The organism is Luteimonas sp. KH_071 (assembly GCF_057838005.1).
Genome location: NZ_CM174458.1, coordinates 2,229,049 through 2,253,054 on the forward strand (window position 1 = coordinate 2,229,049; position 24,006 = coordinate 2,253,054).

The 24,006-nt window shown below is 66.5% G+C and carries 19 protein-coding genes and 5 tRNA genes; 7 read left to right on the forward strand and 17 right to left on the reverse strand.

All coding sequences use genetic code 11. From position 1 onward, the window contains the following. Nucleotides 1–359: 359 nt before the first annotated feature. From AC3IRM_RS10290 to surE, 4 genes are read right to left on the reverse strand one after another with little or no spacing between them, the layout of a single operon-like run. On the reverse strand, nucleotides 360–1,103 hold the full coding sequence (locus AC3IRM_RS10290) for a peptidoglycan DD-metalloendopeptidase family protein (RefSeq protein WP_489203075.1): 744 nt from the start codon (nucleotides 1,101–1,103) through the stop codon (nucleotides 360–362). Next, nucleotides 1,100–1,684: a YqaA family protein gene (locus tag AC3IRM_RS10295; RefSeq protein ID WP_489203076.1), complete on the reverse strand. Its 585-nt coding sequence runs from the start codon at nucleotides 1,682–1,684 to the stop codon at nucleotides 1,100–1,102. The genes AC3IRM_RS10290 and AC3IRM_RS10295 overlap by 4 nt, the downstream gene beginning before the upstream one ends. Then, nucleotides 1,684–2,379, reverse strand: a complete 696-nt coding sequence (locus AC3IRM_RS10300) for a protein-L-isoaspartate(D-aspartate) O-methyltransferase (RefSeq protein ID WP_489203077.1) — start codon at nucleotides 2,377–2,379, stop codon at nucleotides 1,684–1,686. Before AC3IRM_RS10300 ends, AC3IRM_RS10295 begins: the two co-directional genes overlap by 1 nt. Then, a complete protein-coding gene (surE, locus tag AC3IRM_RS10305) occupies nucleotides 2,376–3,158 on the reverse strand; it encodes a 5'/3'-nucleotidase SurE (RefSeq protein WP_489203078.1) in 783 nt (260 codons plus the stop codon). The genes AC3IRM_RS10300 and surE overlap by 4 nt, the downstream gene beginning before the upstream one ends. A gap of 123 nt (nucleotides 3,159–3,281) precedes the next feature. Between surE and AC3IRM_RS10310 the strand changes: the two genes are divergently transcribed. Beyond that, the gene (locus tag AC3IRM_RS10310; RefSeq protein ID WP_489203079.1) at nucleotides 3,282–3,848 is read left to right on the forward strand and encodes a Smr/MutS family protein; all 567 of its coding nucleotides are present in this window, start codon (nucleotides 3,282–3,284) and stop codon (nucleotides 3,846–3,848) included. A gap of 156 nt (nucleotides 3,849–4,004) precedes the next feature. On the opposite strand, the gene lon is transcribed toward AC3IRM_RS10310, so the two are convergent. From lon to AC3IRM_RS10355, 9 genes are all read right to left on the reverse strand, one after another. Further along, entirely contained in the window at nucleotides 4,005–6,458 is a 2,454-nt protein-coding gene (gene lon, locus AC3IRM_RS10315) for an endopeptidase La (RefSeq protein WP_489203080.1), read from the reverse strand. A 220-nt stretch (nucleotides 6,459–6,678) separates the two neighbouring features. Next, entirely contained in the window at nucleotides 6,679–7,965 is a 1,287-nt protein-coding gene (gene clpX / locus AC3IRM_RS10320; protein WP_489203081.1) for an ATP-dependent Clp protease ATP-binding subunit ClpX, read from the reverse strand. Between the two features lie 113 nt (nucleotides 7,966–8,078). After that, nucleotides 8,079–8,705, reverse strand: a complete 627-nt coding sequence (gene clpP, locus AC3IRM_RS10325) for an ATP-dependent Clp endopeptidase proteolytic subunit ClpP (RefSeq protein ID WP_310234627.1) — start codon at nucleotides 8,703–8,705, stop codon at nucleotides 8,079–8,081. Between the two features lie 59 nt (nucleotides 8,706–8,764). Beyond that, the gene (tig, locus tag AC3IRM_RS10330; RefSeq protein WP_489203082.1) at nucleotides 8,765–10,072 is read right to left on the reverse strand and encodes a trigger factor; all 1,308 of its coding nucleotides are present in this window, start codon (nucleotides 10,070–10,072) and stop codon (nucleotides 8,765–8,767) included. Between the two features lie 283 nt (nucleotides 10,073–10,355). Next, nucleotides 10,356–10,440 (reverse strand) — tRNA-Leu (locus AC3IRM_RS10335). A 262-nt stretch (nucleotides 10,441–10,702) separates the two neighbouring features. Then, a tRNA-Lys gene (locus tag AC3IRM_RS10340) sits at nucleotides 10,703–10,778 on the reverse strand. Nucleotides 10,779–10,853: 75 nt separating this feature from the next. Next, nucleotides 10,854–10,930: transfer RNA gene (locus AC3IRM_RS10345), tRNA-His, on the reverse strand. 30 nt (nucleotides 10,931–10,960) lie between these two features. Continuing rightward, nucleotides 10,961–11,037, reverse strand: a tRNA-Arg gene (locus AC3IRM_RS10350). A 35-nt stretch (nucleotides 11,038–11,072) separates the two neighbouring features. Next, a tRNA-Pro gene (locus AC3IRM_RS10355) sits at nucleotides 11,073–11,149 on the reverse strand. A 157-nt stretch (nucleotides 11,150–11,306) separates the two neighbouring features. Between AC3IRM_RS10355 and AC3IRM_RS10360 the strand changes: the two genes are divergently transcribed. After that, nucleotides 11,307–12,068: a Bax inhibitor-1/YccA family protein gene (locus AC3IRM_RS10360; protein WP_489203083.1), complete on the forward strand. Its 762-nt coding sequence runs from the start codon at nucleotides 11,307–11,309 to the stop codon at nucleotides 12,066–12,068. A gap of 75 nt (nucleotides 12,069–12,143) precedes the next feature. On the opposite strand, the gene AC3IRM_RS10365 is transcribed toward AC3IRM_RS10360, so the two are convergent. The 4 genes from AC3IRM_RS10365 to grxC all read right to left on the reverse strand — a co-directional run bounded on the left by AC3IRM_RS10365 (nucleotide 12,144) and on the right by grxC (nucleotide 15,450). Continuing rightward, nucleotides 12,144–13,475: a Na+/H+ antiporter NhaC family protein gene (locus AC3IRM_RS10365; RefSeq protein ID WP_489203084.1), complete on the reverse strand. Its 1,332-nt coding sequence runs from the start codon at nucleotides 13,473–13,475 to the stop codon at nucleotides 12,144–12,146. 164 nt (nucleotides 13,476–13,639) lie between these two features. Then, nucleotides 13,640–14,647, reverse strand: coding sequence for an isocitrate dehydrogenase (locus tag AC3IRM_RS10370; protein ID WP_489203085.1), 1,008 nt, complete (start codon nucleotides 14,645–14,647; stop codon nucleotides 13,640–13,642). Between the two features lie 165 nt (nucleotides 14,648–14,812). Further along, entirely contained in the window at nucleotides 14,813–15,205 is a 393-nt protein-coding gene (locus AC3IRM_RS10375) for a carboxymuconolactone decarboxylase family protein (RefSeq protein ID WP_489203086.1), read from the reverse strand. Beyond that, complete coding sequence (gene grxC / locus AC3IRM_RS10380) at nucleotides 15,202–15,450, reverse strand: glutaredoxin 3 (RefSeq protein ID WP_489205902.1); 249 nt, start codon at nucleotides 15,448–15,450, stop codon at nucleotides 15,202–15,204. The genes AC3IRM_RS10375 and grxC overlap by 4 nt, the downstream gene beginning before the upstream one ends. 213 nt (nucleotides 15,451–15,663) lie before the next feature. Here grxC and AC3IRM_RS10385 point away from each other — a divergent pair, with 213 nt between their 5' ends. From AC3IRM_RS10385 to ppx, 5 genes are all read left to right on the forward strand, one after another. Further along, complete coding sequence (locus tag AC3IRM_RS10385; RefSeq protein ID WP_489203087.1) at nucleotides 15,664–17,337, forward strand: M48 family metalloprotease; 1,674 nt, start codon at nucleotides 15,664–15,666, stop codon at nucleotides 17,335–17,337. A 205-nt stretch (nucleotides 17,338–17,542) separates the two neighbouring features. Further along, nucleotides 17,543–18,232, forward strand: a complete 690-nt coding sequence (gene phoB / locus AC3IRM_RS10390; RefSeq protein ID WP_232138165.1) for a phosphate regulon transcriptional regulator PhoB — start codon at nucleotides 17,543–17,545, stop codon at nucleotides 18,230–18,232. A gap of 616 nt (nucleotides 18,233–18,848) precedes the next feature. Further along, a complete protein-coding gene (gene phoR, locus AC3IRM_RS10395; RefSeq protein WP_489203088.1) occupies nucleotides 18,849–20,177 on the forward strand; it encodes a phosphate regulon sensor histidine kinase PhoR in 1,329 nt (442 codons plus the stop codon). Further along, the gene (ppk1, locus tag AC3IRM_RS10400) at nucleotides 20,174–22,306 is read left to right on the forward strand and encodes a polyphosphate kinase 1 (RefSeq protein WP_489203089.1); all 2,133 of its coding nucleotides are present in this window, start codon (nucleotides 20,174–20,176) and stop codon (nucleotides 22,304–22,306) included. Before phoR ends, ppk1 begins: the two co-directional genes overlap by 4 nt. An 80-nt stretch (nucleotides 22,307–22,386) precedes the next feature. After that, nucleotides 22,387–23,931: an exopolyphosphatase gene (ppx, locus tag AC3IRM_RS10405; protein WP_489203090.1), complete on the forward strand. Its 1,545-nt coding sequence runs from the start codon at nucleotides 22,387–22,389 to the stop codon at nucleotides 23,929–23,931. Nucleotides 23,932–24,006: the final 75 nt, after the last annotated feature.

The following is a 24,006-nucleotide window of genomic DNA, read 5'->3' on the forward strand; positions in this document are numbered from 1 at the left end:
AAGCACTGACGGGGCGAAGCCGGGTCCCTGCCCGCATCCATCTCAACAGCAGAGCAGCTGTTCATTGCTTCGGCTTTGCGCGTGATCGCGCAGCTCCGGCAAAAATCGAAATGGACAACAGCGTGACCAGACATTCGTCTGTTTGAAGCCGCTGGGGCGGCGGATCGAAGAGGTCTGGGGCCTGATCGTCACCTCGCCCGCCCAGTCGACACCCCGGCAGATCCGTCAGCGGATCGACCGGCTTGCCGTTGTAGTGGGTGAGACGATGTCGCTTGCGGTCCGCAGGACCGCAGCATCGGTGAACGCCCGGCGAGCGGCGCCGTGCCGGGGATCCGCCCATGTGGGCGGCAGGCAGAGAGTCAGCGCGCCGGCAGATACGTCAGCGGATCGACCGGCTTGCCGTTGTAGCGAATCTCGAAATGCAGCATGTCGCGCGCGGCGCCGGTACGGCCGAGTTCCGCGATCTGCTGCCCGGCGCGCACGCGCTCGCCTTCGTTGACGCGGCGCGTCCGGTTGTGGCCGTAGGCGGTCAGCCACTGCTCGTCGTGCTTGACGATGATCAGTTCACCGTAGCCGACCAGGCCGGCACCCGAGTAGACGACCACGCCGTCGGCGGCCGCGTTGACGGCCTGACCGGGCGTGCCGGCGATGTCGATGCCCTGCTTCGTCGGATCGTTGCCGACGTAGCGGCCGACGATCTGGCCGTCGGTCGGCCACTGCCAGCGGAACGGGCTGCGCACAGGCGCGGCAGCGGGTGCCTGCGGCGCAGTCTGCGTGGGTCGTACCGCTGGCCGCTGGGCGGTCGCGCTGCCGGAGCTGGCGGGTCGCGCCGGCGCTGCGTTGCCGCCACCGGGATACAGGCGCAGGCGCTGGCCGGGGTAGATCGTGTACGGGGCGCGGATGTTGTTCCAGGTCGCCAGGTCGAGCGCGCTGATGCCGTTGCTGGTCGCGAGCCGGTAGAGCGTGTCGCCGCGCTGCACAGTCACCGCCTGACCGGGGCGAGGCGTCGACGTCGGCGCACTGCTGCCGCCCTCGCGGACCACCGTACTGGTGCCGCAGGCCGACAACAGTCCCACTGCGAGCCACACCGCCAGCTTCCTCATCCACGCATCTCCAACCAGACCAGTCCAACGACCACCAGACCCACCATCAACCAGCCGAGCCATTCGATGTAGCGCTTGAGCATCGGCTCCAGCTTCGGACCGCCCCACGCCATCAGCCCGGCGACGAGGAAGAACCGCGCGCCCCGTCCGAGCAACGAGCCGGCCACGAACGGTAGCAGTCCCACACCGAGCGAACCCGACGCGATCGTGAACACCTTGTACGGGATCGGGGTGAATCCCGCGATGAACACGAACAGCAGTCCATGCGTGACAAACAGTGCCTGGATGTTCTCGAACGCCGGCTGCCAGCCCATGCGCACGACCCATGGCCACACCAGATCCAGCGCGAAATGACCGATGAGATAACCCAGCAGGCCGCCCGCCACGGAACCGAGCGTGCACAACAGCGCATAGCGCCACCACGACTTCGGCTTGGCCAGCGACATCGGCGCGAGCATCACGTCCGGCGGAATCGGGAAAACCACGGATTCGGCGGCGCTCATCAGGGTGAGGTAACGCGGTGCGTGGCGGTGGCGCGCCCACGAGAGCACGGTGTCGTACATCCTTGCAAACAACTGCATCAGTCCACGTATCCCGACAACAAGGGCACAAATGCGACTGCAGCGACGTCCTGCTGCTCGATCTGCCCGTCGGCGTGCTTGCGCAACACCAGCAGGCGCTGCGCACCCGGTGCACCGACCGGCGCGACGAGGGTGCCGCCCGGCGCCAGTTGCTCGGTCAGCGCTTCGACGAGCGCAGGGCCGGCCGCGGTGACGATGATGGCGTCGAACGGGCCGTTCTCCGGCCAGCCGATGCGGCCGTCATCGTGCTTGCTGCGCACGTTGAGGCCCAGCGAGCGGAAACGCTTGCGCGCAATGCGCAGCAGTTCGCCGATACGCTCGACGGTGTGCACTTCGATCCCGAGCGCGGCGAGGATCGTGGCCTGGTAGCCGGAACCGGTGCCCACTTCGAGCACCTTGCCGGGCATGCCGTTCGCGAGCAGCGCTTCGGTCATCCGCGCGACCACCCAGGGCTGCGAAATCGTCTGGCCATGACCGATCGGCAGCGCGGTGTCTTCATAGGCGCGCGTGGCCAGCGCCTCGTCGACGAACAGATGCCGCGGCACGGTGCGGATGGCGTTGAGTACGCGCTCATCGGAAATGCCACCGCCCGGATGCGCACCGTCTCGCAGGCGTTCGATCAGCCGGTCGCGCACGCGTTGCGAGGTCATCCCGACCCCCACTGCTTCGGGCTGCAGGCGCATCCGCGCCGTCACGCCTGGGTCGCCTTGAGGTCCGCTTCGAGGCCGCCGACCCAGCTGGCGACATGTTCGAGCGCCTGGTAACGCGTGAGGTCGACGTGGATCGGCGTGATCGCGATGTGCTGGGTGCGCACGGCATGGAAGTCGGTACCGGGGCCGGCGTCCTGCTCCGGACCGGCGGCCCCGATCCACCACCAGGTGCGGCCGCGCGGATCGTCGATCGAGGTGCAGGGTTCTGCGCGATGGCGGTTACCCAGCCGCGTGACCTCGAAGCCGGCGAGTTCGTCCCACGGCACATCCGGCACGTTGACGTTGAGGATGGTGTCGGCGGGCAGCGGGTCAGCCTTCAGGCGCGCGACGATTTCGACCGCGGCGCGCGCGGCGGTTTCGTAGTGCTGGCCGTCATGGTTGCGCGTGACCAGCGACATCGCCACCGCAGGCAGACCGAGAAAACGCCCTTCCATCGCGGCGGCCACGGTGCCCGAATAGATCACGTCGTCGCCGAGATTGGCGGTGTTGTTGATCCCCGACACCACGATGTCCGGCTCGAGCTCGAGCAGACCGGTGATCGCGACATGCACGCAGTCGGTGGGCGTGCCATGCACGCGCCAGGTGCAGGCATCGACCTGCACGGTGCGCAGCGGCATGTCGAGCGTGAGCGAATTGCTCGCGCCGGAGCGGTCGCGATCGGGTGCGACGACGAGCACCTCGTGGCCGGCGTCACGCAGACCCTGGGCGAGAATCCGGATGCCGGGGGCGTCGACGCCGTCGTCGTTACTGACCAGTACGCGCATGGATCGTTCTAGAGGCCCCGAGCCGTCGGACAAGGCCCACATGATACCGGATGCATCTCCCCCACCCCAGTTCGGATGCGGCGTAAGACTGCAAGCGGGCACGCGCGCCGCTACGCTAGCGTCATGCAACGAGGACGCCATCGCCCTGATCCACCTGCAGCGCCGTCCGAAGACGACGATGCCGCGCTGTTCCGCAATGCGATCGGTCCGGTCCGCGAACTGCCGGCCGCGCCTCTGCCGCCGCAGACACCGAAGCCGCGCCCGTCGACACGCATGGCCGAACGCGACGATGCGGAGGCGCGCAGCGAGTTCAGGCAACTGCTCGACGGCCCGTTGCTGGGCGGCGGCGACACGATGCAGTACCGGCGCGACGAGATCTCGCCGCGCGTGCTGCGTCGCCTCGGACGCGGCGAATACGCCGCGCAGGAAGAGCTCGACCTGCACCACAGCGATGCGAATCAGGCGAGCGCACTGCTGCGGCTGTTCCTGCGCGACGCGATCGATGCGGGCGTGGGCTGCGTGCGCGTGATCCACGGCAAGGGACTGAACTCCTCGCCCGAGGCACCGATCCTCAAGAACCTCGTCGATCGCCTGCTGCGGCAACGTGCCGACGTACTCGCCTTCCACAGCGCACCCGGCGGCCAGGGCGGCGCCGGCGCGGTGCTGGTGTTGCTGCGGCCGCGGCGCTGAGCGCTGGAAGCGCCGAAGCGTACGGGCACAGTCGGCTCGCGCACCTGGCGGCGGTTGTGACAGCCAGGTAGTTGCACGTTCCTCGTGAGCCCACTCCCAAAACAGAAAGGCTGCAGTCGCCTGCAGCCTGTCCTTGCACCCTGAGCCTGTCGCGCGTCAGTGCTTGACGCGCGTCCGCTTGGCGCCTTCTGCGCGCGGTACGACCTTGCGCGTGGTCTTGCGTTCGACCTTCTGTCCGGGCGGCGGCGGCAGAGGACGTTCCAGCGCCAGATCCAGCACCTCGTCGATGTACTTCACCGGCATGATCTTCATGCCGTCGGTGACGTTCTTCGGGATATCGGCCAGGTCCTTGCGGTTCTCCTCGGGGATGATCACGGTCTTGATACCGCCGCGCAGCGCGGCCAGCAGCTTTTCCTTGAGCCCGCCGATCGCGGTGACGCGGCCACGCAACGTGATCTCGCCGGTCATCGCCACGTCCGCGCGCACCGGAATCTTGGTCAGCAGCGACACCAGCGTCGTCGCCATCGCGATGCCCGCGCTCGGTCCATCCTTCGGCGTCGCGCCATCGGGCACGTGCACATGGATGTCGTGCTTCTGCAGCACTTCGAGTTCGACGCCCAGACGCTCGGCGCGCGACCGCACGACCGACATCGCCGCCGACGCCGACTCCTTCATCACGTCGCCGAGCTGGCCGGTGAGGATGAGCTGGCCCTTGCCCGGCACCTGCGTGGCTTCGATCTGCAGCAAATCGCCGCCGACTTCCGTCCACGCCAGGCCCGTGACCAGACCGATCTCGTTGTCCTGCTCGGCGCGACCGAAATCGAAGCGCTGCACGCCCAGGTACTTGTCGAGATTCTTCTCGGTGACCTTGACCGTCTTGATGCCCTTGGCCTTGCCCTTGCCCACGGCGACCGGTCCGGCAAGCGCGATCTCCTTCACCACCTTGCGGCAGATCTTGGCGATTTCCCGCTCGAGGTTGCGCACGCCCGATTCGCGCGTGTAGTAGCGCACGATGTCGCGCACCGCGCCTTCGGACACGGTCAGCTCTTCGGCCTTCAGCCCGTTCGCCTTCAGCTGCTTGGGCAGCAGGTAACGCGTGGCGATATTGAGCTTCTCTTCCTCGGTGTAACCCGGAATCCGGATCACTTCCATGCGGTCGAGCAGCGGACCGGGGATGTTGAGCGAGTTGGACGTCGCCACGAACATCACTTCCGACAGGTCCATGTCGACCTCGAGGTAGTGATCGTTGAAGGTGTGGTTCTGTTCCGGATCGAGCACTTCCAGCAGCGCCGATGCCGGATCGCCGCGGAAATCCATCGACATCTTGTCGATCTCGTCGAGCAGGAACAGCGGGTTCTTGGTGCCGACCTTGTTCATGCTCTGCACGATGCGGCCCGGCATCGAGCCGACATACGTACGGCGATGACCGCGGATCTCGGCCTCGTCACGCACGCCGCCCAGCGCCATGCGGGTGAACTTGCGGTTCGTCGCCTTCGCGATCGACTGGCCGAGCGAGGTCTTGCCCACGCCGGGCGGACCGACGAGGCACAGGATCGCGCCCTTCATCTGCTTCACGCGCGTCTGTACCGCGAGGTATTCGAGGATGCGTTCCTTGACCTTTTCCAGACCGTAATGGTCAGCGTCGAGCACATCCTGCGCGGACTTCAGATCCTTGCGCACCTTGCTGCGCTTCTTCCACGGCACACCGAGCAGCCAGTCGAGGTAATTGCGCACGACCGACGCTTCGGCCGACATCGGCGGCATCTGCTTGAGCTTGTTGAACTCGGCCCTGGCCTTCGCTTCGACGGCCTTGGGCATACCGGCTTCGGCAATCTTGCGCGCGATCTCGTCGATGTCGCTGGGCGCATCGTCAATCTCGCCCAGTTCCTTCTGGATCGCCTTCATCTGCTCGTTGAGGTAGTACTCGCGCTGCGACTTCTCCATCTGCGACTTCACGCGGCCGCGGATGCGCTTCTCCATCTGCTGCACGTCGATCTCGCCGTCGACAAAGCCGACCAGCAGTTCAAGGCGATCGGCGGTGTCGGTCGCTTCCAGCAGACGCTGCTTGTCGGCCAGACGCACGCCCAGGTGCGCGGCGATGGTATCGGCCAGACGCGCGGAATCATCGATGCCGGCCAGCGTCTGCAACAGCTCGGGCGGCAGCTTGCGGTTGGTCTTGACGTACTGCTCGAACAGGCTCATCAAAGAGCGCGCGATGGCCTCGACTTCACGCGGCTCACGCGATTCGAGCGGCGCGATCGCCACGCCACTGCCGGCCAGTGCGCCGTCGTTGTCGCGGATGTCGCGCAGCCTGACCCGCTCGGTGCCCTCGACCAGGACCTTGATCGTGCCGTCGGGCAGCTTCAGCAGCTGCAGCACGGTCGCCAGCGTGCCGATCTCGTAGAGATCGTCGGCAGTCGGATCGTCGGTTTCGGCCGACTTCTGCGCCACCAGCAGGATGCGCTTGTCGGCCTCCATCGCCAGATCGAGCGCGCGGATGGACTTGTCGCGGCCGACGAACAGCGGGATGACCATGTGCGGGAACACCACGACGTCGCGCAGCGGCAGGACCGGCAGTTCGTGGGTTTCGGGAGTGCTGCGTGGGGGCATCGTCGTTCCTCGGTGTGGCGCCGTCCGGCAGGACGGCCCTGGCGGCCGTACGGTCGCCTGCCCCCGTTTATGGGGCGGGTCCGGCCGGGATGCAAGCGCGTCTGAAGCGCCAGAGACAGAAGCGCCGCGGGCCCGAAGGCACGCGGCGCGTCGTGAAGCGGTCTGCGTCTGGAAAACGGAGAATGGCACGCTGCCGGAACGTTTCGTTCCGGCGGTCGACTCAGTCGCCGGACGCGACCTTCTGCTCGGTGGCAGGGGTTTCGTAGATCAGATACGGCTCGGATTTGTGTTCGATGACCGACTCGTCGACGACCACCTTGCTGACGTTCTCCAGCGACGGCAGGTCGTACATCGTATCGAGCAGCACCGATTCAACGATCGTCCGCAGGCCGCGCGCGCCGGTCTTGCGCTTGATCGCCTTCTTGGCGATCGCGGCGAGCGCGTCCGGGCGGAACTCCAGTTCGACACCTTCCATCTCGAACAGCTTCTTGAACTGCTTGCTGATCGCGTTCTTGGGTTCGGTGAGGATCTGGATCAGCGCGGTCTCGTCGAGTTCCTCGAGCGTCGCCACAACCGGCAGACGGCCGACGAACTCCGGAATCAGGCCGAACTTGATCAGATCTTCCGGCTCGACATCCGCCAGCACCTTGCCGACTTCCGCCTTGCGCTCGGAACTCTTGAGCTTGGCGCCGAAACCGATGCCGCTGGCATCGGTACTGCGCGCCTGGATCACCTTGTCGAGACCGGCAAACGCACCGCCGACGATGAACAGGATGTTCTTGGTGTCGACCTGCAGGAATTCCTGCTGCGGGTGCTTGCGACCACCCTGCGGCGGCACGCTGGCGACCGTGCCTTCGATCAGCTTGAGCAGCGCCTGCTGCACGCCTTCACCCGAGACGTCGCGCGTGATCGACGGGTTCTCGCTCTTGCGCGAAATCTTGTCGATCTCGTCGATGTAGACGATGCCCTGCTGCGCCTTCTCGGCGTCGTAGTCGCACTTCTGCAGCAGCTTCTGGATGATGTTCTCGACGTCCTCACCGACGTAACCGGCTTCGGTCAGCGTCGTGGCGTCGGCCATCGTGAACGGCACATTGAGCAGGCGCGCCAGCGTTTCGGCCAGCAGCGTCTTGCCCGAGCCGGTCGGCCCGATCAGCAGGATGTTCGACTTCGCAAGCTCGACCTCGTCGTTCTTGCTACGGCTCTCGATGCGCTTGTAGTGGTTGTAGACCGCCACCGCCAGCGTCTTCTTGGCCCGTCGCTGGCCGATGACGTACTGGTCGAGCACTTCGAGGATCTCGCGCGGCTTGGGCAGCGAGCTGCGCGCCGACTGCGCCTTCTCCTCGAGTTCCTCACGGATGATGTCGTTGCAGAGCTCGACACACTCATCGCAGATGAACACGCTGGGACCCGCAATCAGCTTGCGCACCTCATGCTGGCTCTTTCCACAGAAAGAGCAGTAGAGGATTTTGTTGCTGTCGCCGGAACGACCCTGACGGTCTTCGCTCATGCCTTGGCCAAATCTGTATTGCGGTTTCGTTTCGAGAATAGCACAGCGCCCGGCGCCTCCAACCGGAGGGCGCCGTCACACATATGCATGCTGGATCAAGCGTTTAGCGACAATCAGGCAGCGGTGATCGAGTCTTCGGGACGGCGCTCGAGCACCTGGTCGACCAGACCGTACTCGCGCGCAGCCTGCGCGCTCTTGAAGTTGTCGCGTTCGGTGTCGCGAGCGATCGTCTCGAGCGGCTGGCCGGTGTGGTGGGCCATGATCTCGTTCAGGCGCTGCTTCATCGACAGGATTTCGCGGGCGTGGATATCGATATCCGTCGCCTGGCCTTGGAAGCCGCCGAGCGGCTGGTGGATCATCACGCGCGAGTTCGGCAACGCATAGCGCTTGCCCGCCGCGCCCGCCGACAGCAGCAGCGCGCCCATGCTGGCCGCCTGGCCGATGCAGATCGTGCTCACGTCCGGCTTGATGAACTGCATGGTGTCGTAGATCGCCATGCCCGCAGTGACGATGCCGCCGGGCGAGTTGATGTACAGGTTGATGTCCTTCTCGGGGTTTTCCGCCTCGAGGAACAGCAACTGGGCGACGATCACGTTCGCCATGTGGTCGTCGATGCCGCCGACGAGGAAGATCACGCGCTCCTTCAACAGGCGCGAATAGATGTCGTACGCGCGCTCGCCGCGGCTGGTCTGCTCGACCACCATCGGCACCAGGTTGAGGGCTTTCGTCTCGATGCTCATCAATCAATTCCCGTCGGTGGAGCGTCCGGCCCACATGGGCCGGACGGGGTGCGCGTGGCTCAGCCCTGCGGGCCGATCGCGTCCTGGAAGCTCATCGACTGCTCGGTGTGCTTGGCGCGCTCGGCGATCCAGTCGATCACCTGCTCTTCCATCACACGGTTCTGCAGACCCGACATCAGCTGGGGGTCGTTGCGGTACATCTCAATGACCTGCTGCGGCTCTTCATAGGTCGAGGCGATCAGACGCATGGTCTCGTTCACGCGCTTGGGGTCGAGCTTGAGCTGGTTGCGACGGGCGACTTCACCGACCAGCAGGCCGACGAGCACGCGCTTGCGCGCCGGCTCGAGGAACTCGTTGTGTGCGTCTTCGGCGACGGTCGGGTTCTGGCCGTTGCGACGGGCCTGCTCGACGGTCTGGCGCAGCAGCGACTTCGCCTCGGACTCGACCAGCTTCGGCGGCAGTTCGACGTGCGCGAAGGCGGCGACCAGCTGCTCGCCCACTTCACGCCGCAGACGGTTCATCAGCGCGCCCTTGAGCTCGCGCTCCAGGTTGCTGCGGATTTCGGTGCGGAACTGCGCCATCTCGCCGCTCTTGACGCCGAAGCTGCGGATGAAGGCCTGGTCGACGTCCGGCAGGTGCTGCTCGGACACCTGCTCGACCTTGACGTGCACGGTGGCCCGCTTGCCGGCCAGCTGCGGCACGCGCCAGTCGGCGGGGAAGTTGACCTCGATCGCCTTCTCGTCGCCCTTGGCCAGACCGGTCAGCGCGTCCTCGATCTCCGGGTACATCGCGCCCGAGCCGAGCACGGTGACGCCACGCTCGGCGCCTTCGGCCGGCAGACGTTCGTCGCCGATCTGCGACCAGGTCTCGACATCGACCGCGTCTCCCTTCTGCGCGCCGCGCGTGACCGCGCTCCAGCTGCGGCGCTGCAGGCGCAGGTTCTCGATCATGCGATCGATGTCGTCTTCCGCCACTTCGGCGGTGTGGCGCACGACTTCGAGCGTCTCGAGGTCGATGGAACCGAAGTCCGGCACGATCTCGAAGGTCGCGGTGAACGCGAGTTCGCCCTCGCCCGCTTCGCCTTCAGGCGCGATGCGCGGCTGGCCGGCGATCTGCAGTTCGTTCTCGCGAATAGCCTGGTCGAAACCTTCGCGCAGCAGACGATCCAGCTCTTCGGCACGGACCTGCTCGCCGAAGCGCTGCTCGACGACCTTGGCCGGCACCTTGCCCGGACGGAAGCCCTTGAGACGGGTGGTCCGCGCGATCTCGCGCAGACGGCCACCGACCTGGGTGTCCAGGCGTTCGGACGGCACGCGGAACGTCATCTTCCGTTCCAGGCTACCCAGCGATTCGACCGAAACTTGCATATCCACTCCTGCGCTTGCGGACGGTGCCGCATGACATCTGACTGTTGGGAATTGAGTTCTGTGCTCTGCCGGCCACCACCTCGACGAGGCGTGCGACGGAACGGACTAGTTTGGCGGATTCGGGACCTGACCGCCACCGCCGCGGGCGCACCCGCCTCGAAAGCGCCATCTCCAGTGTCGAGACACCGTAGCCGGTGGAAATGCCGGCGCGCCCCGCCTGCGGTCGCGAAGCCACCATGCAACCGGCCATGGCCGCCACCGCTGGGCGGCGCATCCTCAAGACTGGTGCGAAAGGGGGGACTCGAACCCCCACGCCTTGCGGCACTGGTACCTAAAACCAGGGCGTCTACCAATTCCGCCACTTTCGCTCTATCCGCCCGCCATTAACGGGCCGCGGCATCTTAGACGATCACCGCGCGCGCCCGCACCCCGACGGCGCGAGACAGCCGTGGCAGGAACTCGCCGCACGCGCCGCACAAGAAGGCCGTGGCACGCGGCGCACTGCATCCCCTGCTTGCACCAGGCGCGCTGCGCATGGCCGGACCTGTGCAGCAGGCGAACCGCAGATTCGAATCCCTCGCAAACGCCAGAAACGAAAACGCCCGGCCGAAGCCGGGCGTTTCGTGGAACTGGTGGGCCGTCAAGGATTCGAACCTTGGACCTATTGATTAAGAGTCAACTGCTCTACCAACTGAGCTAACGGCCCGATGAAGCGGGCGCGCATTGTAATAAAACTTTGCGCGCTTGGGCAACACTTTTCGAGTGCTGCCCGGTGAAGCAATGGGGTGGAAGACGGGATTTGAACCCGCGACCCCCGGAATCACAATCCGGTGCTCTAACCAACTGAGCTACATCCACCACAGCAAACTTGTCTCGTACCACGGGACGTGGCGCGCCCGACAGGAATCGAACCTGTAACCCCCGACTTAGAAGGTCGGTGCTCTATCCGGTTGAGCTACGGGCGCCAGTGCGTCGAATGATAAACGCGGCTGGTACCCGTTGGTCGGGGTAGAGGGATTCGAACCCCCGACATCCTGCTCCCAAAGCAGGCGCGCTACCAGACTGCGCTATACCCCGCCGGAACAAGCGGTCGAACCTGACCCCGACACGGCTAGGACCGTACGAAGGGCGCAATTGTACGACCGACGCGCGCGCTGTCAATGCAGTGCAGCATACGGATGCAGGTGTATCCTCCTGTCCGATCCGAATCCATGGACAGACAGGGGCTTACACCATGCGTAGCGGCAATCCCGCACTGAAGGAATCCACCTTCCTCGATCTCGCCAGCGGCAGCGTCGTTTCACGCGACAGCGAGGCGATGACCCTCAACGGCACCGTCAACAAGACCGGCTTTCTGCTGCTGTTGACGATCCTCACCGCCGCCTTCGCCTGGTCGCAGGTCGAATTCGGCGCCGACGGCCGTCCGCAGCCCGGCTTCGGCATCTACATGTGGGGCGGCCTGATCGGCGGCTTCATTCTGGCGATGGTCACGGTGTTCAAGAAGGAATGGGCGCCGGTCACCGCACCTGCCTACGCGCTGGTCGAGGGCTTCTTCCTCGGTGCGATCTCGGCCATGTACAACTTCATGTACGAAGGCATCGTGTTGCAGGCGGTGATGCTCACCTTCGGCACGCTGTTCGCGCTGCTGTTCGCCTATCGCACCGGCCTGATCAAGGCGACCGAGAACTTCAAGCTGGGCGTCGTGGCCGCGACTGGCGGCATTGCGCTGGTGTATCTGGCGACGATCGCGCTGGGCTTCTTCGGCATCTCGATTCCGCTGATCCACGAGTCGGGCCTGGTCGGCATCGGCTTCAGCCTGTTCGTGATTGTCATCGCCGCGCTGAACCTGGTGCTGGACTTCGATTTCATCGAAACCGGCGTCGAACAGGGCGCGCCGAAGTACATGGAGTGGTATGGCGCATTCGGCCTGATGGTCACGCTGGTGTGGCTGTACATCGAGTTCCTGCGCCTGCTGTCGAAGCTCCAGCAGCGCTGAGTCAACACTGCTGCACAACGCAGAAGACGCCCGCATCGGGCGCCTTCTGCGTTTTTAAGGCTCTGGGGGAACGTATTAGCTCCGTGTCGTCGGCACCTCGAGGGCGCCGGCATCCTTGCGCCCCGGCCACAGCATGAAACCGATCGCCACCGCACCCAGCAGCCAGCAGTAGTGCACGCTGCCGGCGAGCGCGAGCGGTGAGACCGACGCCAGCGAGGCGGCCAGCAGGATCTGCGCGCCGTATGGCAGCACGCCTTGCGCGACGCAGGCGAAGATGTCGAGCACGCTGGCAGCACGCCGCGGGCTGATGCCGTGCTTCTCGGCGATATCGCGGGCAACGCTGCCGCTGACGAGGATCGCGACGGTATTGTTGGCGGTGAACACGTCGGCCGCGGTGGAAAGCGCGGCAATGCTGAACTCCCCCGAACGCCGCCCGCGCCGCCCGCGCGCGAATGTCGCGATCCGCTGCGCCAGCCAGTCGAGACCGCCGCTGGCCTTGGTCAGCGCGCCGAGGCCGCCGATCAGCAGCGACAGCAGCAGGATCTCGACCATGCCTTCGAATCCGCTCCAGATATCGCCGACGAACGGCACCACGCCGTAGTCGTCGGCGAACGCCAGACCGAAAGCGCCGGCCAGCACGATGCCCACGCCCAGGACGATCAGCACGTTGACGCCGGCCAGCGCGAGCGCCAGCACGATCACGTACGGCAGCACCAGCCACGCGGAGCCGGTGGGCTCGGCTTCGATCGGCGATGCGCCGCCCAGCATGCCGAGCAGGCCCATCGTGGCCAGCGCTGCAGGCACCGCAATCCTGAAATTCTCGCTGAACTTGTCGCGCATCTGCGCGCCCTGGGTGCGGGTCGCCGCGATCGTGGTATCGGAGATCACAGACAGGTTGTCGCCGAACATCGCGCCGCCGATCACCGCCCCGACCACCAACGCCTCCTGGAGGCCGGAGGCCTGCGCGACGCCGAGCGCAATAGGCACCACCGCCGCGATCGTGCCCATCGACGAGCCGATGGCGAGCGAGATGAGACCGGAGAGCAGAAACAGGCCGGGCAGGATCAGCGGCGCGGGAATCGAAGACAGGCCGATCGAGACCACTGCATCGACAGCACCGATCGCACTGGACACATACGCGAATGCGCCCGCCAGCAGGAAGATCAGACACATCAGCACGATGTTGGGATCGCCCATGCCCCGCAGCAGGATGTCACCGGCCTGCAGGCCACGGCGGTGCGCGATCCATGCGGCGAGTGCCAGCGCGGGCAGGATCGCGACCGGCGCGCGCAGCTGGTAGAAACCCATGGGTTCGCCCTGCGCGGTGAAATACAGGCCGGCGCCGAAGAACAGCATGAGAAACAGCAGCAGGGGGGTCAGCGCGACTGCACTGGGGCGGACGGTCATGCGCGGAATTCCGGAGCGACGATGCGTGCCCGCATTGTGCGCACGATGCGTCGGCCCGTCATGACGACCAGCAGGATGGCCTGAAACGAAAAACGGGACGCCGTAGCGTCCCGTTCCCGTCATCGCGCCACCGGTGGACGACGCGCATGGACTCCAGGCGTGCCTTACAGGCGCGCCGCGATCGCTTTGGCGAACGCCATCGTGTTGCCGGTGCCGCCGAGGTCCGGCGTCACGCCGTCCTTGGCTTCGAGCGTGGCGACGATCGCCTTGCGCAGGCGCTCGCCCTGCTCGGGCATCGCGAGATGGTCGAGCATCTGCGCGGCGGCGAGCAGCAGCGCACACGGGTTGGCGACGCCCTTGCCGGCGATGTCGGGTGCCGAGCCGTGCACGGCCTCGAAGATCGCCGCATCGGTACCGATGTTCGCGCCCGGGGCCAGACCCAGACCGCCGACGAGGCCGGCGCACAGGTCGGAGATGATGTCGCCGAACAGGTTCGTCGTCACGATGATGTCGAACTGCTCGGGACGCATCACCAGCTGCATGCAGGTGTTGTCGACGATCATCTCGTTGGCTTCGATGTCCGGGTACTCGGCCGCCACTTCACGCGCGACCTTCAGGAACAGGCCCGAGGTGCTCTTGAGGATGTTGGCCTTGTGGACGATCGTGACCTTCTTGCGACCGGTCTTGCGCGCCAGCTCGAACGCGTAGCGCACGATGCGGTCCGAGCCCTTGCGGGTGATGCGCGTGATCGACACCGCGGTCTCGCCATCGGCCGAGGTTTCCTGGCCTTCGCTGATGTACGAACCTTCGGTGTTCTCGCGGATCGTGATCAGGTTCACGCCGCTGTCGAAGCGCGAGCGCGTATTCGGGAACGAGGTTGCCGGACGCACGTTGGCGTAGAGGTCGAACTGGCGACGCAGTTCCACGTTGATCGAGCTGAAACCGCCGCCGACCGGCGTGGTCAGCGGGCTCTTGAGCGCGACCGCGTTGCGGCGGATCGATTCGAGCGTCGCAGCCGGCAGCAGTTCGCCGTGCTTCTCGAGCGCCATCAGGCCCGCGTCCGCGTCTTCGTAGGTGAGGCCGAGCTGCATCGCGTCGAGCACGTGCAGCGTCGCGTCCATGATCTCCGGGCCGATGCCGTCGCCGCGGATGACCGTAATCGTGTGCGTCATGTGGGGTGGGATTCCGTGCGCAGGGACGACGCGCAATGCGCGGCGTCGGGTGAAGGGGAAACCCGCCCATTATGCCCGAGGCGCCCCGCCCCACCCAAACCCGGGCCTGTCCGCACACGATCGCGGCATCACGGAGCGCGCATCCGGCGCGCCCCGCAGCGGCACTCAGTCGTGCGCGTGCTCCGCCGGTGCACCGGTTTCGCCCTGCTCCAGACGGTCGAGAAAATCGACCGCGCGGCGCATGTGCGGGATCACGATGCTGCCGCCGACGACGAGGCCCACGGAAAAGGTCTCGAACAGCTCTTCGCGGGTCGCGCCGGCCTCCTTGCACTGCGCCACGTGGTAGCTGATGCAGTCGTCGCAACGCAGCACCATCGACGCGACCAGGCCCAGCAGTTCCTTGGTCTTGAGATCCAGCGCGCCCGCCTGGTAGGTCTGCGTGTCGAGCGCAAAGAACCGGCGCACGACCTGGTTGGGCTCGGCCAGAATGCGCTCGTTCATGCGCTTGCGGAATGCGCTGAACTCGGCGACGCGATCGCCCTCGCTGTCGCCGCTCATGCGCCCGCGCCCTGCATCAGCGGCAGGAAACCGCCCCTGCGATGCAGCGCCATCATGTCGTCATAGCCGCCGACATGCGTGTCGCCGACGAAGATCTGCGGCACGCTCGTGCGACGTGCGCGCGCCATCATCCGCTCACGCTCTGCCACGTCGAGGTCGATGCGGACCTCGCGCCATTCGAGTCCCTGGCTCTTGAGAAATGTCTTGGCAGCCATGCAATAGCCGCAGATCGCGCTGGTGTACATGACGATTTCCGGCACGGCGCCGGTCGATGCGGAAACAGGGGAATCGGGGCTCACGGCACTCTCCGGAAACTTGTGGGGCGATTGTCGGTCAGATGGGGGTACGTCGCCGTGTTTTCCATCCGAAGCCACTGCCCGCGCCCTTAACAAGGCATTCATGCCTGCCCCGCCTGCCACCGGCATGCTGCACCTTCGCTGCCTCAACCGAACGAGCCGATGCGCCGAGCCCACATTCCACATCGCAGTGCACGCGTTGCCCTGCTGCCGACGATGACGGCCCTGGTGCTGGCGACGGCTGCGGTGACTGCGCCGGCGCAGGACACCCGCCTGCCGGACATCGGCTCATCCGCCGGCGCGGTTCTCAGCCCGGCGAAGCAGTCGGAGTACGGCCAGATGCTGCTGGCGCAGCTGCGCCACTACGACTACGTGCTCGAGGACCCGCTGGTGGACGGCTGGCTGCGGACGACCGGCAACCGGCTGGCCTCGTCGAGCGATCTGCCACAGCAGCCTTTCACGTTCTTCATGATGCGCGACCGCAGCATCAACGCGTTCGCCACGCTTGGCGGCTACATCGGCATGAACGCCGGCCTGGTACTGGCCGCCGAGAGCGAGGACGAGGTGGCCGCTGTGCTCGCGCACGAGGTCGCCCACGTCACACAGTCGCACGTCCTGCGCGGCGTCGAGCGCGCGCAGCGCGACCAGATGCCGATGCTGCTGGCGATGCTCGGCGCGATCGCCGTCGCCTCGCAGAGCGGGAGCAATTCTTCCGACGATGCCGCGATGGCGGTGATCGCCGGCGCGCAGGGTCTCGCGCTGCAGCGCCAGATCGACTACACGCGTTCCAACGAATCCGAAGCCGACCGGCTCGGTATCCGCACCCTGTCGCGCGCCGGTTACGACCCCGAAGGCATGGCCTCGATGTTCGAGCGCATGCAGGCGGTGTCGCGCACCAACCAGGGCGGCGACCGCGAACGCCTGCCCGACTATCTGCGCACCCACCCGGTGACCACGACGCGCATCAGCGAGGCACGCGACCGCGCCGAGCGGATGGACCGCGACACCGTGCAGGTCACGACCACGACGCCCGAGGGGTCGCGCACCGAACGGGTGGCGGTGAACGCTGGTGCCGGGGCGCCTTCGCGCGGCTTCGGCAACCCGATGCTGCCGGTGGACCTGCGTCTGCCGGCGAATGCGATAGGCGGCATCGACAGCACCCAGTTCGGCTGGGCACGCGAACGCCTGCGGGTGCTGAGCGCCAACACGCCCGCGCAGGCAGTGCGCGAATACGAGGCCATGCGCCGCAACGGCGCACTGACCGACGCACAGCGCTACGGTCTCGCCGTCGCCCGCCAACGCTTGAACGAATTCGATGCCGCGGGCAAGGCGTACGCGGAATTGCTGGCCGAGTACCCGGGCGACGTGTGGCTGACGCTGGGTGTTGCCGAGATCGATGCCCGTGCGGGCCGTACGGCGGCTGCAGACCAGCGCTTCGAGAATCTGATCGACCGGATGCCGCGGAATCCGGCCGTGGTGCTGACCTATGCCGCGGCACTTGCCGAACGCAACACGCCTGAGGCCGGCCTGCGCGCACAGGCGATCCTGCGACCGCTACTGAACGCTTCCGGCGGCGACCCGGCTTTCCAGCGTGCCTTCGCCCGCGCCAGCGAGACCGCCGGCGATCCGGTCCGTGCAGGCGAGGCCTGGGCCGAGGCGGCCGTGCTCGGCGGACGCCCCGAGCAGGCGCTGATCCAGCTCAATACGCTGAAGAAACGCGAGGACCTCGACTATTACGCCCGCACCCGCATCGACGCGCGGATCGCCGCGATCACCCCGACGGTGCTGGAACTGCGTCGACAGGGCATCCGCGACGAGGATCTGCGGCGGCGGTGATCCAGGTTCGCCCGCTTTGGCACCGTGCGTCGCGATGCCATCGTCCTACGCGTGCGCGCCCGTCTTTCCCAAGACAAGACGTGCTCTTGCTTGGGTGCCGCGTCCTCCGGCACTAGCCCTGCATGACACCGGGCCACCCCTGTCGCCAAACCGTCACAAAACTGTCGTGTAATGGCGTCATCCCCCCGGCGCTATGGACAGATCCATGCAGAAACGCATCCTCATCGTCGATGACGAACCGGCGATCCGCGACATGGTGGCCTTCGCGCTGCGCAAGGGCGAGTTCGAACCGATGCACGCCGGCGACGCCCGCGAGGCGCAGTCGGCGATCGTCGACCGGGTACCGGACCTGATCCTGCTCGACTGGATGCTGCCGGGCACAAGCGGCCTGGAACTTGCCCGCCGCTGGCGCAAGGATGCGTTGACCCGCGATATCCCGATCATCATGCTCACCGCCCGCGGCGAAGAGAACGACCGCGTCGGCGGTCTTGAAGCCGGCGTTGACGACTACGTGGTCAAGCCGTTTTCGGCCCGCGAACTGCTGGCCCGCATCCGCGCGGTCATGCGCCGCGCCCGCGACGACGACGAGGACGGCAGCGTGACCGTCGGCGCCCTGCGCATCGACGGCGCCGCACACCGCGTGTTCGCCAGCGACGCGCCGGTGACGATCGGACCGACCGAGTACCGCCTGCTGCATTTCTTCATGACCCATCCCGAACGCGTCTACAGCCGCTCGCAGCTGCTCGACCATGTGTGGGGCGGCAGCGTCTACGTCGAGGAACGCACGGTGGACGTGCACATCCGCCGGCTGCGCAAGACGCTCGAACCGAGTGCGCTGGATGGGATGGTGCAGACGGTGCGGGGGTCGGGGTATCGATTCTCGGCGTCGGTGTAAGGGACGCTCCAGCCGACCTGCTTGCGCTTTTGACTCTCGAAACGCAGCTGTGCAGATCGAACACCCGGAGGGCGGCGGGCATGGATGCCCGCCGTTTTCCAACCGAGCCAGGATGGCGAGTCGGAAAATTCCGGAACGAACGAATGACCGGATTTGCATCGTCGGGGAGACGCTTTTCTTTGGTTCCGTTTCTTTTGGGGTCAACCAGAAGAAATGAACTCGGCCGCGCCAGCGGACGAAAGCGGTTGACGCTGCTTTTCGCTTCGCTGCTTACGGCAAAACACAGATCAAACGCTTCCACTCGCCTCGCGGCGAGCGGGTTCATTTCTTTTGCTGGCCCAAAAGAAACGGAACCAAAGAAAACGGCCTCCCCGACACGTCCACAGCCCGCGGCGGCAGGTGCAACGGGATTTTCCGACTCGGCATCCTGCCTCGGTCGGAAAACGCCGCCCATCCTTGGGCGGCGCCCTCCGGGTCAGCGTTGTATGCGGGGCGTTCTGTTTCAAGTAACGGCAACCTCGACAGCAACAGCAACAGCAACAGCAACAGCAAAGCACCCTCAACATCCTGATTTACTACGCCAACCTGTCACCTGACATTGCCTAGACTCCACGACATGCCGCCTCGTATCCACGCCGCCTGGACCCGCACGCTGGTGCAGCTTGTCGCTGTACTCGGCGTGGCGGCTGTACTGGGCGCGATCGCGGGGCATGTGTGGATGGCGCTGGCGATCGCGGCGCTGGGCGTGCTGGTCTGGCACTACTGGAAGCTCTATGACCTGCTGACGCGCCTGACCTCGCGCAGCCGTGTGCCGCCGCCGCAGGGAGACGGCGTCTGGCAGGAGACCGATCGCATGCTGCACCGTGGACAACAGGACATGCGCGCACGCAAGCGGCGTCTGATCGCGATGCTGCGCGCGTACCGCGCCGTGGCGGCCGCACTGCCCGATGCGGTGGTCGTGGTGGAGCGCAACAGCCAGCGCATCCAGTGGTTCAACCGCGCAGCGACCAGCCTGCTGGGGCTGCAGATGCCGCGCGATGTGGGCAAGCCGGTGGGCGACATGCTGCAGCCGCTACCGGTCGCGCACTGGCTGGCGCAAGGGCGCCGCGCCGAGCCGATGCTCGATGTCCCCTCGCCGCACTCCTCCGGCACGCGCCTGGAGCTGCGGCTGATTCCATACTCCGAAGATCTGTGGCTGCTGCTCGCCCGCGACGTCACCCGGATCATGAAGCTCGAGCAGATGCGCCGCGATTTCGTCGCCAATGTCTCGCACGAGCTGCGCACGCCGCTGACCGTCGTCCACGGCTATCTCGACATGCTCGATCCGGCCGAGCAGCCCGAGTGGGCGCCGATGCTGGCCGAAATGCAGAACCAGTCGCAGCGCATGACCCAGCTGGTCGAGGACCTGCTCACGCTGTCGCGCCTCGAGGCGCAGGAGAGCGTCGGCGACGAGAGCGTCTCGATGGCCTCGATGCTGGCCTCGCTGCGGCGAGAACTCGAAGTGCTGAGTCAGGGTCGGCACACCATCTCGGTCGAGGACACCTCGCCCACCGATCTCATCGGCTCGACCCGCGAGCTGCACAGCGCGTTCTCGAATCTCGTCAGCAATGCCGTGCGCTACACGCCCGCCGGTGGCCGCATCACGATCCGCTACGCGCCACTCGCCGGTGGCGGTGTGGCGCTTTCTGTCGAGGACACCGGCTACGGCATTCCGGCCACGCACCTGCCGCGCATCACCGAACGCTTCTATCGCGTCTCGACCAGCCGCTCGCGCGAGTCCGGCGGCACCGGCCTCGGCCTCGCCATCGTCAAGCACGTGCTGCACCTGCATCAGGCACGACTCGAGATCGAGAGCGAGGTCGGCGCCGGCAGCCGCTTCGCCTGTCATTTCACCGCCGAGCGCGTCCGCGCCCGTGACACCCAGTATTTCGGAGCCACCGCATGAGCGCCGCCCGCCCCCGCGTCCACACATCCACGAAATCCACGCGTGGCCTGGAACCCGAGGTTCTCGCAGATCCGATCGATCCGCTGCGCGACCCCGCGCTGTACCTCAACCGCGAACTGTCGCAGCTGGACTTCAACTTCCGCGTGCTGGCGCAGGCGCAGGACGAGTCCGTACCGCTGCTCGAGCGCCTGAAGTATCTGTGCATCGCCTGCACCAACCTCGACGAGTTCTTCGAGATTCGCGCAGCGACGATGCACCACGCGCAGGATTTCGGTGTGCCGCTGCCGCCCGACGGGCTGACCCCGGCCACGGTGCTCAAACGCATCCACGAGCGCACCGCGCAGCTGGTCGAGGCGCAGTATTCGTGCTGGAACCAGGTGCTGCGGCCGGCGATGTCCGAAGCCGGCGTGCGCGTACTGGGTCGTGACCAGTGGACCGCGCGTCAGACCCGTTGGCTGCGCGCCTACTTCCGTGACGAAGTGATGCCGGTGCTGTCGCCGCTGGGGCTGGATCCCGCGCACCCGTTCCCGAAGATCCTCAACAAGTCGCTCAACATCGTCGTCGTGCTCAAGGGCAAGGATGCTTTCGGCCGCGTGGGCAACCTCGCCATCGTGCGCGCCCCACGCTCGCTGCCGCGCATCATCCAGCTGCCCGAGAGCATTTCCGGCGGCGAATACGACTTCGTGTTCCTGTCGTCGGTGCTGTCGGAGTTCGTGCATGAGCTGTTCCCCGGCATGGACGTCAAGGGCGCCTACCAGTTCCGCGTGACCCGCAATTCGGAACTGATCGTCGACGACGAGGAAGTCGAGAACCTCGCCCTCGCCCTGCGCGACGAGCTGGCAGGCCGCGGCTATCTGCGGGCGATGCGGCTGGAGATTTCGGCCAAGTGTCCGAAGCCGATCGTGCGCACGCTGCTGCAGAATTTCGACCTGCCCGAGAACGCGGTCTATCGCATCGACGGGCCGGTGAACCTCAACCGCATCAGTCAGATCTTCGACCTGGTGCAGCGACCGGACCTGAAGTTCCCGACCTTCCAGCAGCGGATGCCCAAGGGTACCGATGCGATGTTCGAACTCATCGCCGACGGCGACATCCTGCTGCACCATCCCTTCGATTCGTTCGCCCCGGTGCTGGAGCTGATCAAGCAGGCCGCCGAAGACCCGAACGTGCTGGCGATCAAGCAGACGCTGTACCGCACCGGCAAGGACTCGGGCATCGTCGAACACCTGATCCAGGCGGCGCGCAACGGCAAGGACGTCACCGTCGTCGTCGAACTGCGCGCGCGCTTCGACGAGGAAGCCAACCTGGGCCTGGCCGACCGGCTGCAGGAAGCGGGTGTGCAGGTGGTCTATGGCGTGGTCGGCTACAAGACCCACGCCAAGATGCTGCTGGTGGTGCGCCGCGAAGGCCGCAAGCTGCGCCGCTACGTGCATCTGGGTACCGGCAACTACCACGCCGGCACCGCGCGGGCGTACACCGACTTCGGCCTGCTGACGACCGATCCGGACATCAGCAACGACGTGCACCTGCTGTTCCAGCAGATGTCGGGCCTGGCGCCGGCGATCGGGCTCAAGCGACTGCTGCAGTCGCCCTTCACCCTGCACGCCGGGGTGATCGCACGTATCGAGCGCGAGACCGCGCATGTGAAGGCCGGGCGGCCGGGGCGCATCGTCGCCAAGATGAACGCCCTCAACGAACCGCAGGTGATGCGTGCGTTGTACGTGGCCTCGCAGGCCGGGGTGCAGATCGACCTGATTATCCGCGGCGCGTGCGCGCTGCGACCCGGCGTGCCGGGCGTGTCGGAGAACATCCGCGTGCGCTCGATCGTCGGCCGCTTCCTCGAACACCACCGCGTGTACTGGTTCGCCAACGACGGCGACCCGGACCTGTTCTGCGCCAGCGCCGACTGGCTGGAGCGCAACCTGCTGCGTCGCGTGGAAACCGGGTTCCCCATCCTCGACCCGGACATCGCGGTACGCGTGCGCAGCGAGTCGCTGGACAACTATCTGGCCGACAACGTCAATGCCTGGGAACTGCGAGAGGACGGCAGCTACGTCAAGATCGTGCCCGATGGCGACACGATGCCGCACTCCGCGCAAGGCTGGCTGCTCGCGCACCTGTGCGGCTGAGCGGGGCGACCGGCATGCATTAACATGCGCGCTCCCCCAACGCCGCGGGCGCGCCTTGCGCCGCGGCATCCAGGAACGCCATGACCGGTCATGACACGCTCGCGCTCGCCGACGCACTGACGGCACCGCTCGAGGATGGCGAGATGCTCGCCGCGATCGACCTGGGGTCCAACAGTTTCCACATGGTCGTGGCCCGCTACACGCTGGGGCAGTTGCGCGTCGTGGATCGGCTGCGCGAAACGGTGCGCATGGCGGAAGGCCTCGATGGCCGCGGGGGTCTCACGCCCGAAGTGCGCCAGCGTGCGCTGCAGTGCCTGTCCCGCTTCGGCCAGCGCATTCGCGACATCCCGCCGCAGCGTGTGCGCGCGCTGGCCACCAACACCGTGCGCCGGCTTTCCGCGCCACAGGCATTCCTGGTACCGGCGGAAACTGCGCTGGGTCATGCGATCGAAGTGATCTCGGGCCGCGAGGAAGCGCGTCTGATCTATCTGGGGGTTTCGCACGCGCAGCCGCCGAAACCCGGTGAGCGCCGGCTGGTGATCGACATCGGCGGCGGCTCGACCGAATGCATCATTGGCAGCGGCCTCGACGCGCTGGAACGCGAGAGTCTGCAGATCGGCTGCGTCGCCAGCACGCGACGGTTCTTTCCCGGCGGCAAGCTGTCGAAGAAGCGCTGGCGGGAGGCGTTGGCAGAGGTCTCGGCGGAATTCCAGCAGTTCGCCAGTACCTATCGCGCGCTCGGCTGGCAGGAAGTGGTCGGCGCCTCCGGCACCAACAAGGCCATCGGCGAAATCTGCGCGGCGATGAAGCTCACCAAGGGCGCGGTGACCGCGCAGGCGTTGCCGATCGTGCGCGACACCCTGCTGCAGGCCGGGCACATCGATGCGATCCACCTGCCCGGTCTGTCGGATGACCGTCGCCCGATCATCGCCGGCGGCGTGTTGGTGCTGGAAGCCGCGTTCCAGGTGCTCGGCATCGACCGCATGCAGGTCAGCAAAGCGGCCATGCGCGAAGGTGTGCTGCGCGACATGCTGGGCCGCGGCGGCAGCGACGATCCCCGCGAAAGCTCGATCGCTGCGCTCGAGCAGCGCTACGGTATCGACCAGGCGCAGGCGACGCAGGTGGAGACGACCGCGCTGCGGCTGTTCGACCAGGTCGCGCGCAGCTGGAATCTCGACGGCGACAACCTGCGCATGCTGGCCTGGGCCGCGCGCGTGCACGAACTGGGGCTGGTGATCGCCCATAGCCAGTACCACGTGCATGGCGCCTATGTGCTCGAACACTCGGACATCGCCGGCTTCTCGCGTCAGGAGCAACAATTCCTGGCGACGCTGGTACGTTGCCAGCGGCGCAAAGTCGGCAAGTCCGCGTTCGAGGCCCTGCCCGACCGCCTGCTGCTGCCGGCCCGCCGCACCGCCGCGCTGCTGCGTCTGGCAGTGCTGCTGCACCGCAGCCATGAGGCCGAGGAAATTCCGCATCTGCACGCCAGCGCCGATGGCCCGCTGCTGCAGTTGCGTCTGCCGCGCCAGTGGCTCGAGGCGCGTCCGCTGCTGCGGACTGATCTGGAGGGCGAGCCCGACGACATGGCCGCGCTGGGCATCACGCTGGCACTCACCGCGGACTGAGTGCCCGCGGGTCAGTTGTGGGCGTGCGCTTGCGCGCGACGCGGCTGCCCCGCTGGACCCCATCGCGCGCAAGCG

What these genes read in the sequence shown, in the direction of transcription:
- AC3IRM_RS10290 (WP_489203075.1), bottom strand. Translation starts at nt 1,103, where the DNA reads ATGAGGAAGCTGGCGGTGTGGCTCGCAGTGGGACTGTTGTCGGCCTGC.
- AC3IRM_RS10295 (WP_489203076.1), bottom strand. Translation starts at nt 1,684, where the DNA reads ATGCAGTTGTTTGCAAGGATGTACGACACCGTGCTCTCGTGGGCGCGC.
- surE (WP_489203078.1), bottom strand. Translation starts at nt 3,158, where the DNA reads ATGCGCGTACTGGTCAGTAACGACGACGGCGTCGACGCCCCCGGCATC.
- AC3IRM_RS10310 (WP_489203079.1), top strand. Translation starts at nt 3,282, where the DNA reads ATGCAACGAGGACGCCATCGCCCTGATCCACCTGCAGCGCCGTCCGAA.
- lon (WP_489203080.1), bottom strand. Translation starts at nt 6,458, where the DNA reads ATGCCCCCACGCAGCACTCCCGAAACCCACGAACTGCCGGTCCTGCCG.
- clpX (WP_489203081.1), bottom strand. Translation starts at nt 7,965, where the DNA reads ATGAGCGAAGACCGTCAGGGTCGTTCCGGCGACAGCAACAAAATCCTC.
- clpP (WP_310234627.1), bottom strand. Translation starts at nt 8,705, where the DNA reads ATGAGCATCGAGACGAAAGCCCTCAACCTGGTGCCGATGGTGGTCGAG.
- tig (WP_489203082.1), bottom strand. Translation starts at nt 10,072, where the DNA reads ATGCAAGTTTCGGTCGAATCGCTGGGTAGCCTGGAACGGAAGATGACG.
- AC3IRM_RS10360 (WP_489203083.1), top strand. Translation starts at nt 11,307, where the DNA reads ATGCGTAGCGGCAATCCCGCACTGAAGGAATCCACCTTCCTCGATCTC.
- AC3IRM_RS10365 (WP_489203084.1), bottom strand. Translation starts at nt 13,475, where the DNA reads ATGACCGTCCGCCCCAGTGCAGTCGCGCTGACCCCCCTGCTGCTGTTT.
- AC3IRM_RS10370 (WP_489203085.1), bottom strand. Translation starts at nt 14,647, where the DNA reads ATGACGCACACGATTACGGTCATCCGCGGCGACGGCATCGGCCCGGAG.
- AC3IRM_RS10375 (WP_489203086.1), bottom strand. Translation starts at nt 15,205, where the DNA reads ATGAGCGGCGACAGCGAGGGCGATCGCGTCGCCGAGTTCAGCGCATTC.
- grxC (WP_489205902.1), bottom strand. Translation starts at nt 15,450, where the DNA reads ATGTACACCAGCGCGATCTGCGGCTATTGCATGGCTGCCAAGACATTT.
- AC3IRM_RS10385 (WP_489203087.1), top strand. Translation starts at nt 15,664, where the DNA reads ATGCGCCGAGCCCACATTCCACATCGCAGTGCACGCGTTGCCCTGCTG.
- phoB (WP_232138165.1), top strand. Translation starts at nt 17,543, where the DNA reads ATGCAGAAACGCATCCTCATCGTCGATGACGAACCGGCGATCCGCGAC.
- phoR (WP_489203088.1), top strand. Translation starts at nt 18,849, where the DNA reads ATGCCGCCTCGTATCCACGCCGCCTGGACCCGCACGCTGGTGCAGCTT.
- ppk1 (WP_489203089.1), top strand. Translation starts at nt 20,174, where the DNA reads ATGAGCGCCGCCCGCCCCCGCGTCCACACATCCACGAAATCCACGCGT.
- ppx (WP_489203090.1), top strand. Translation starts at nt 22,387, where the DNA reads ATGACCGGTCATGACACGCTCGCGCTCGCCGACGCACTGACGGCACCG.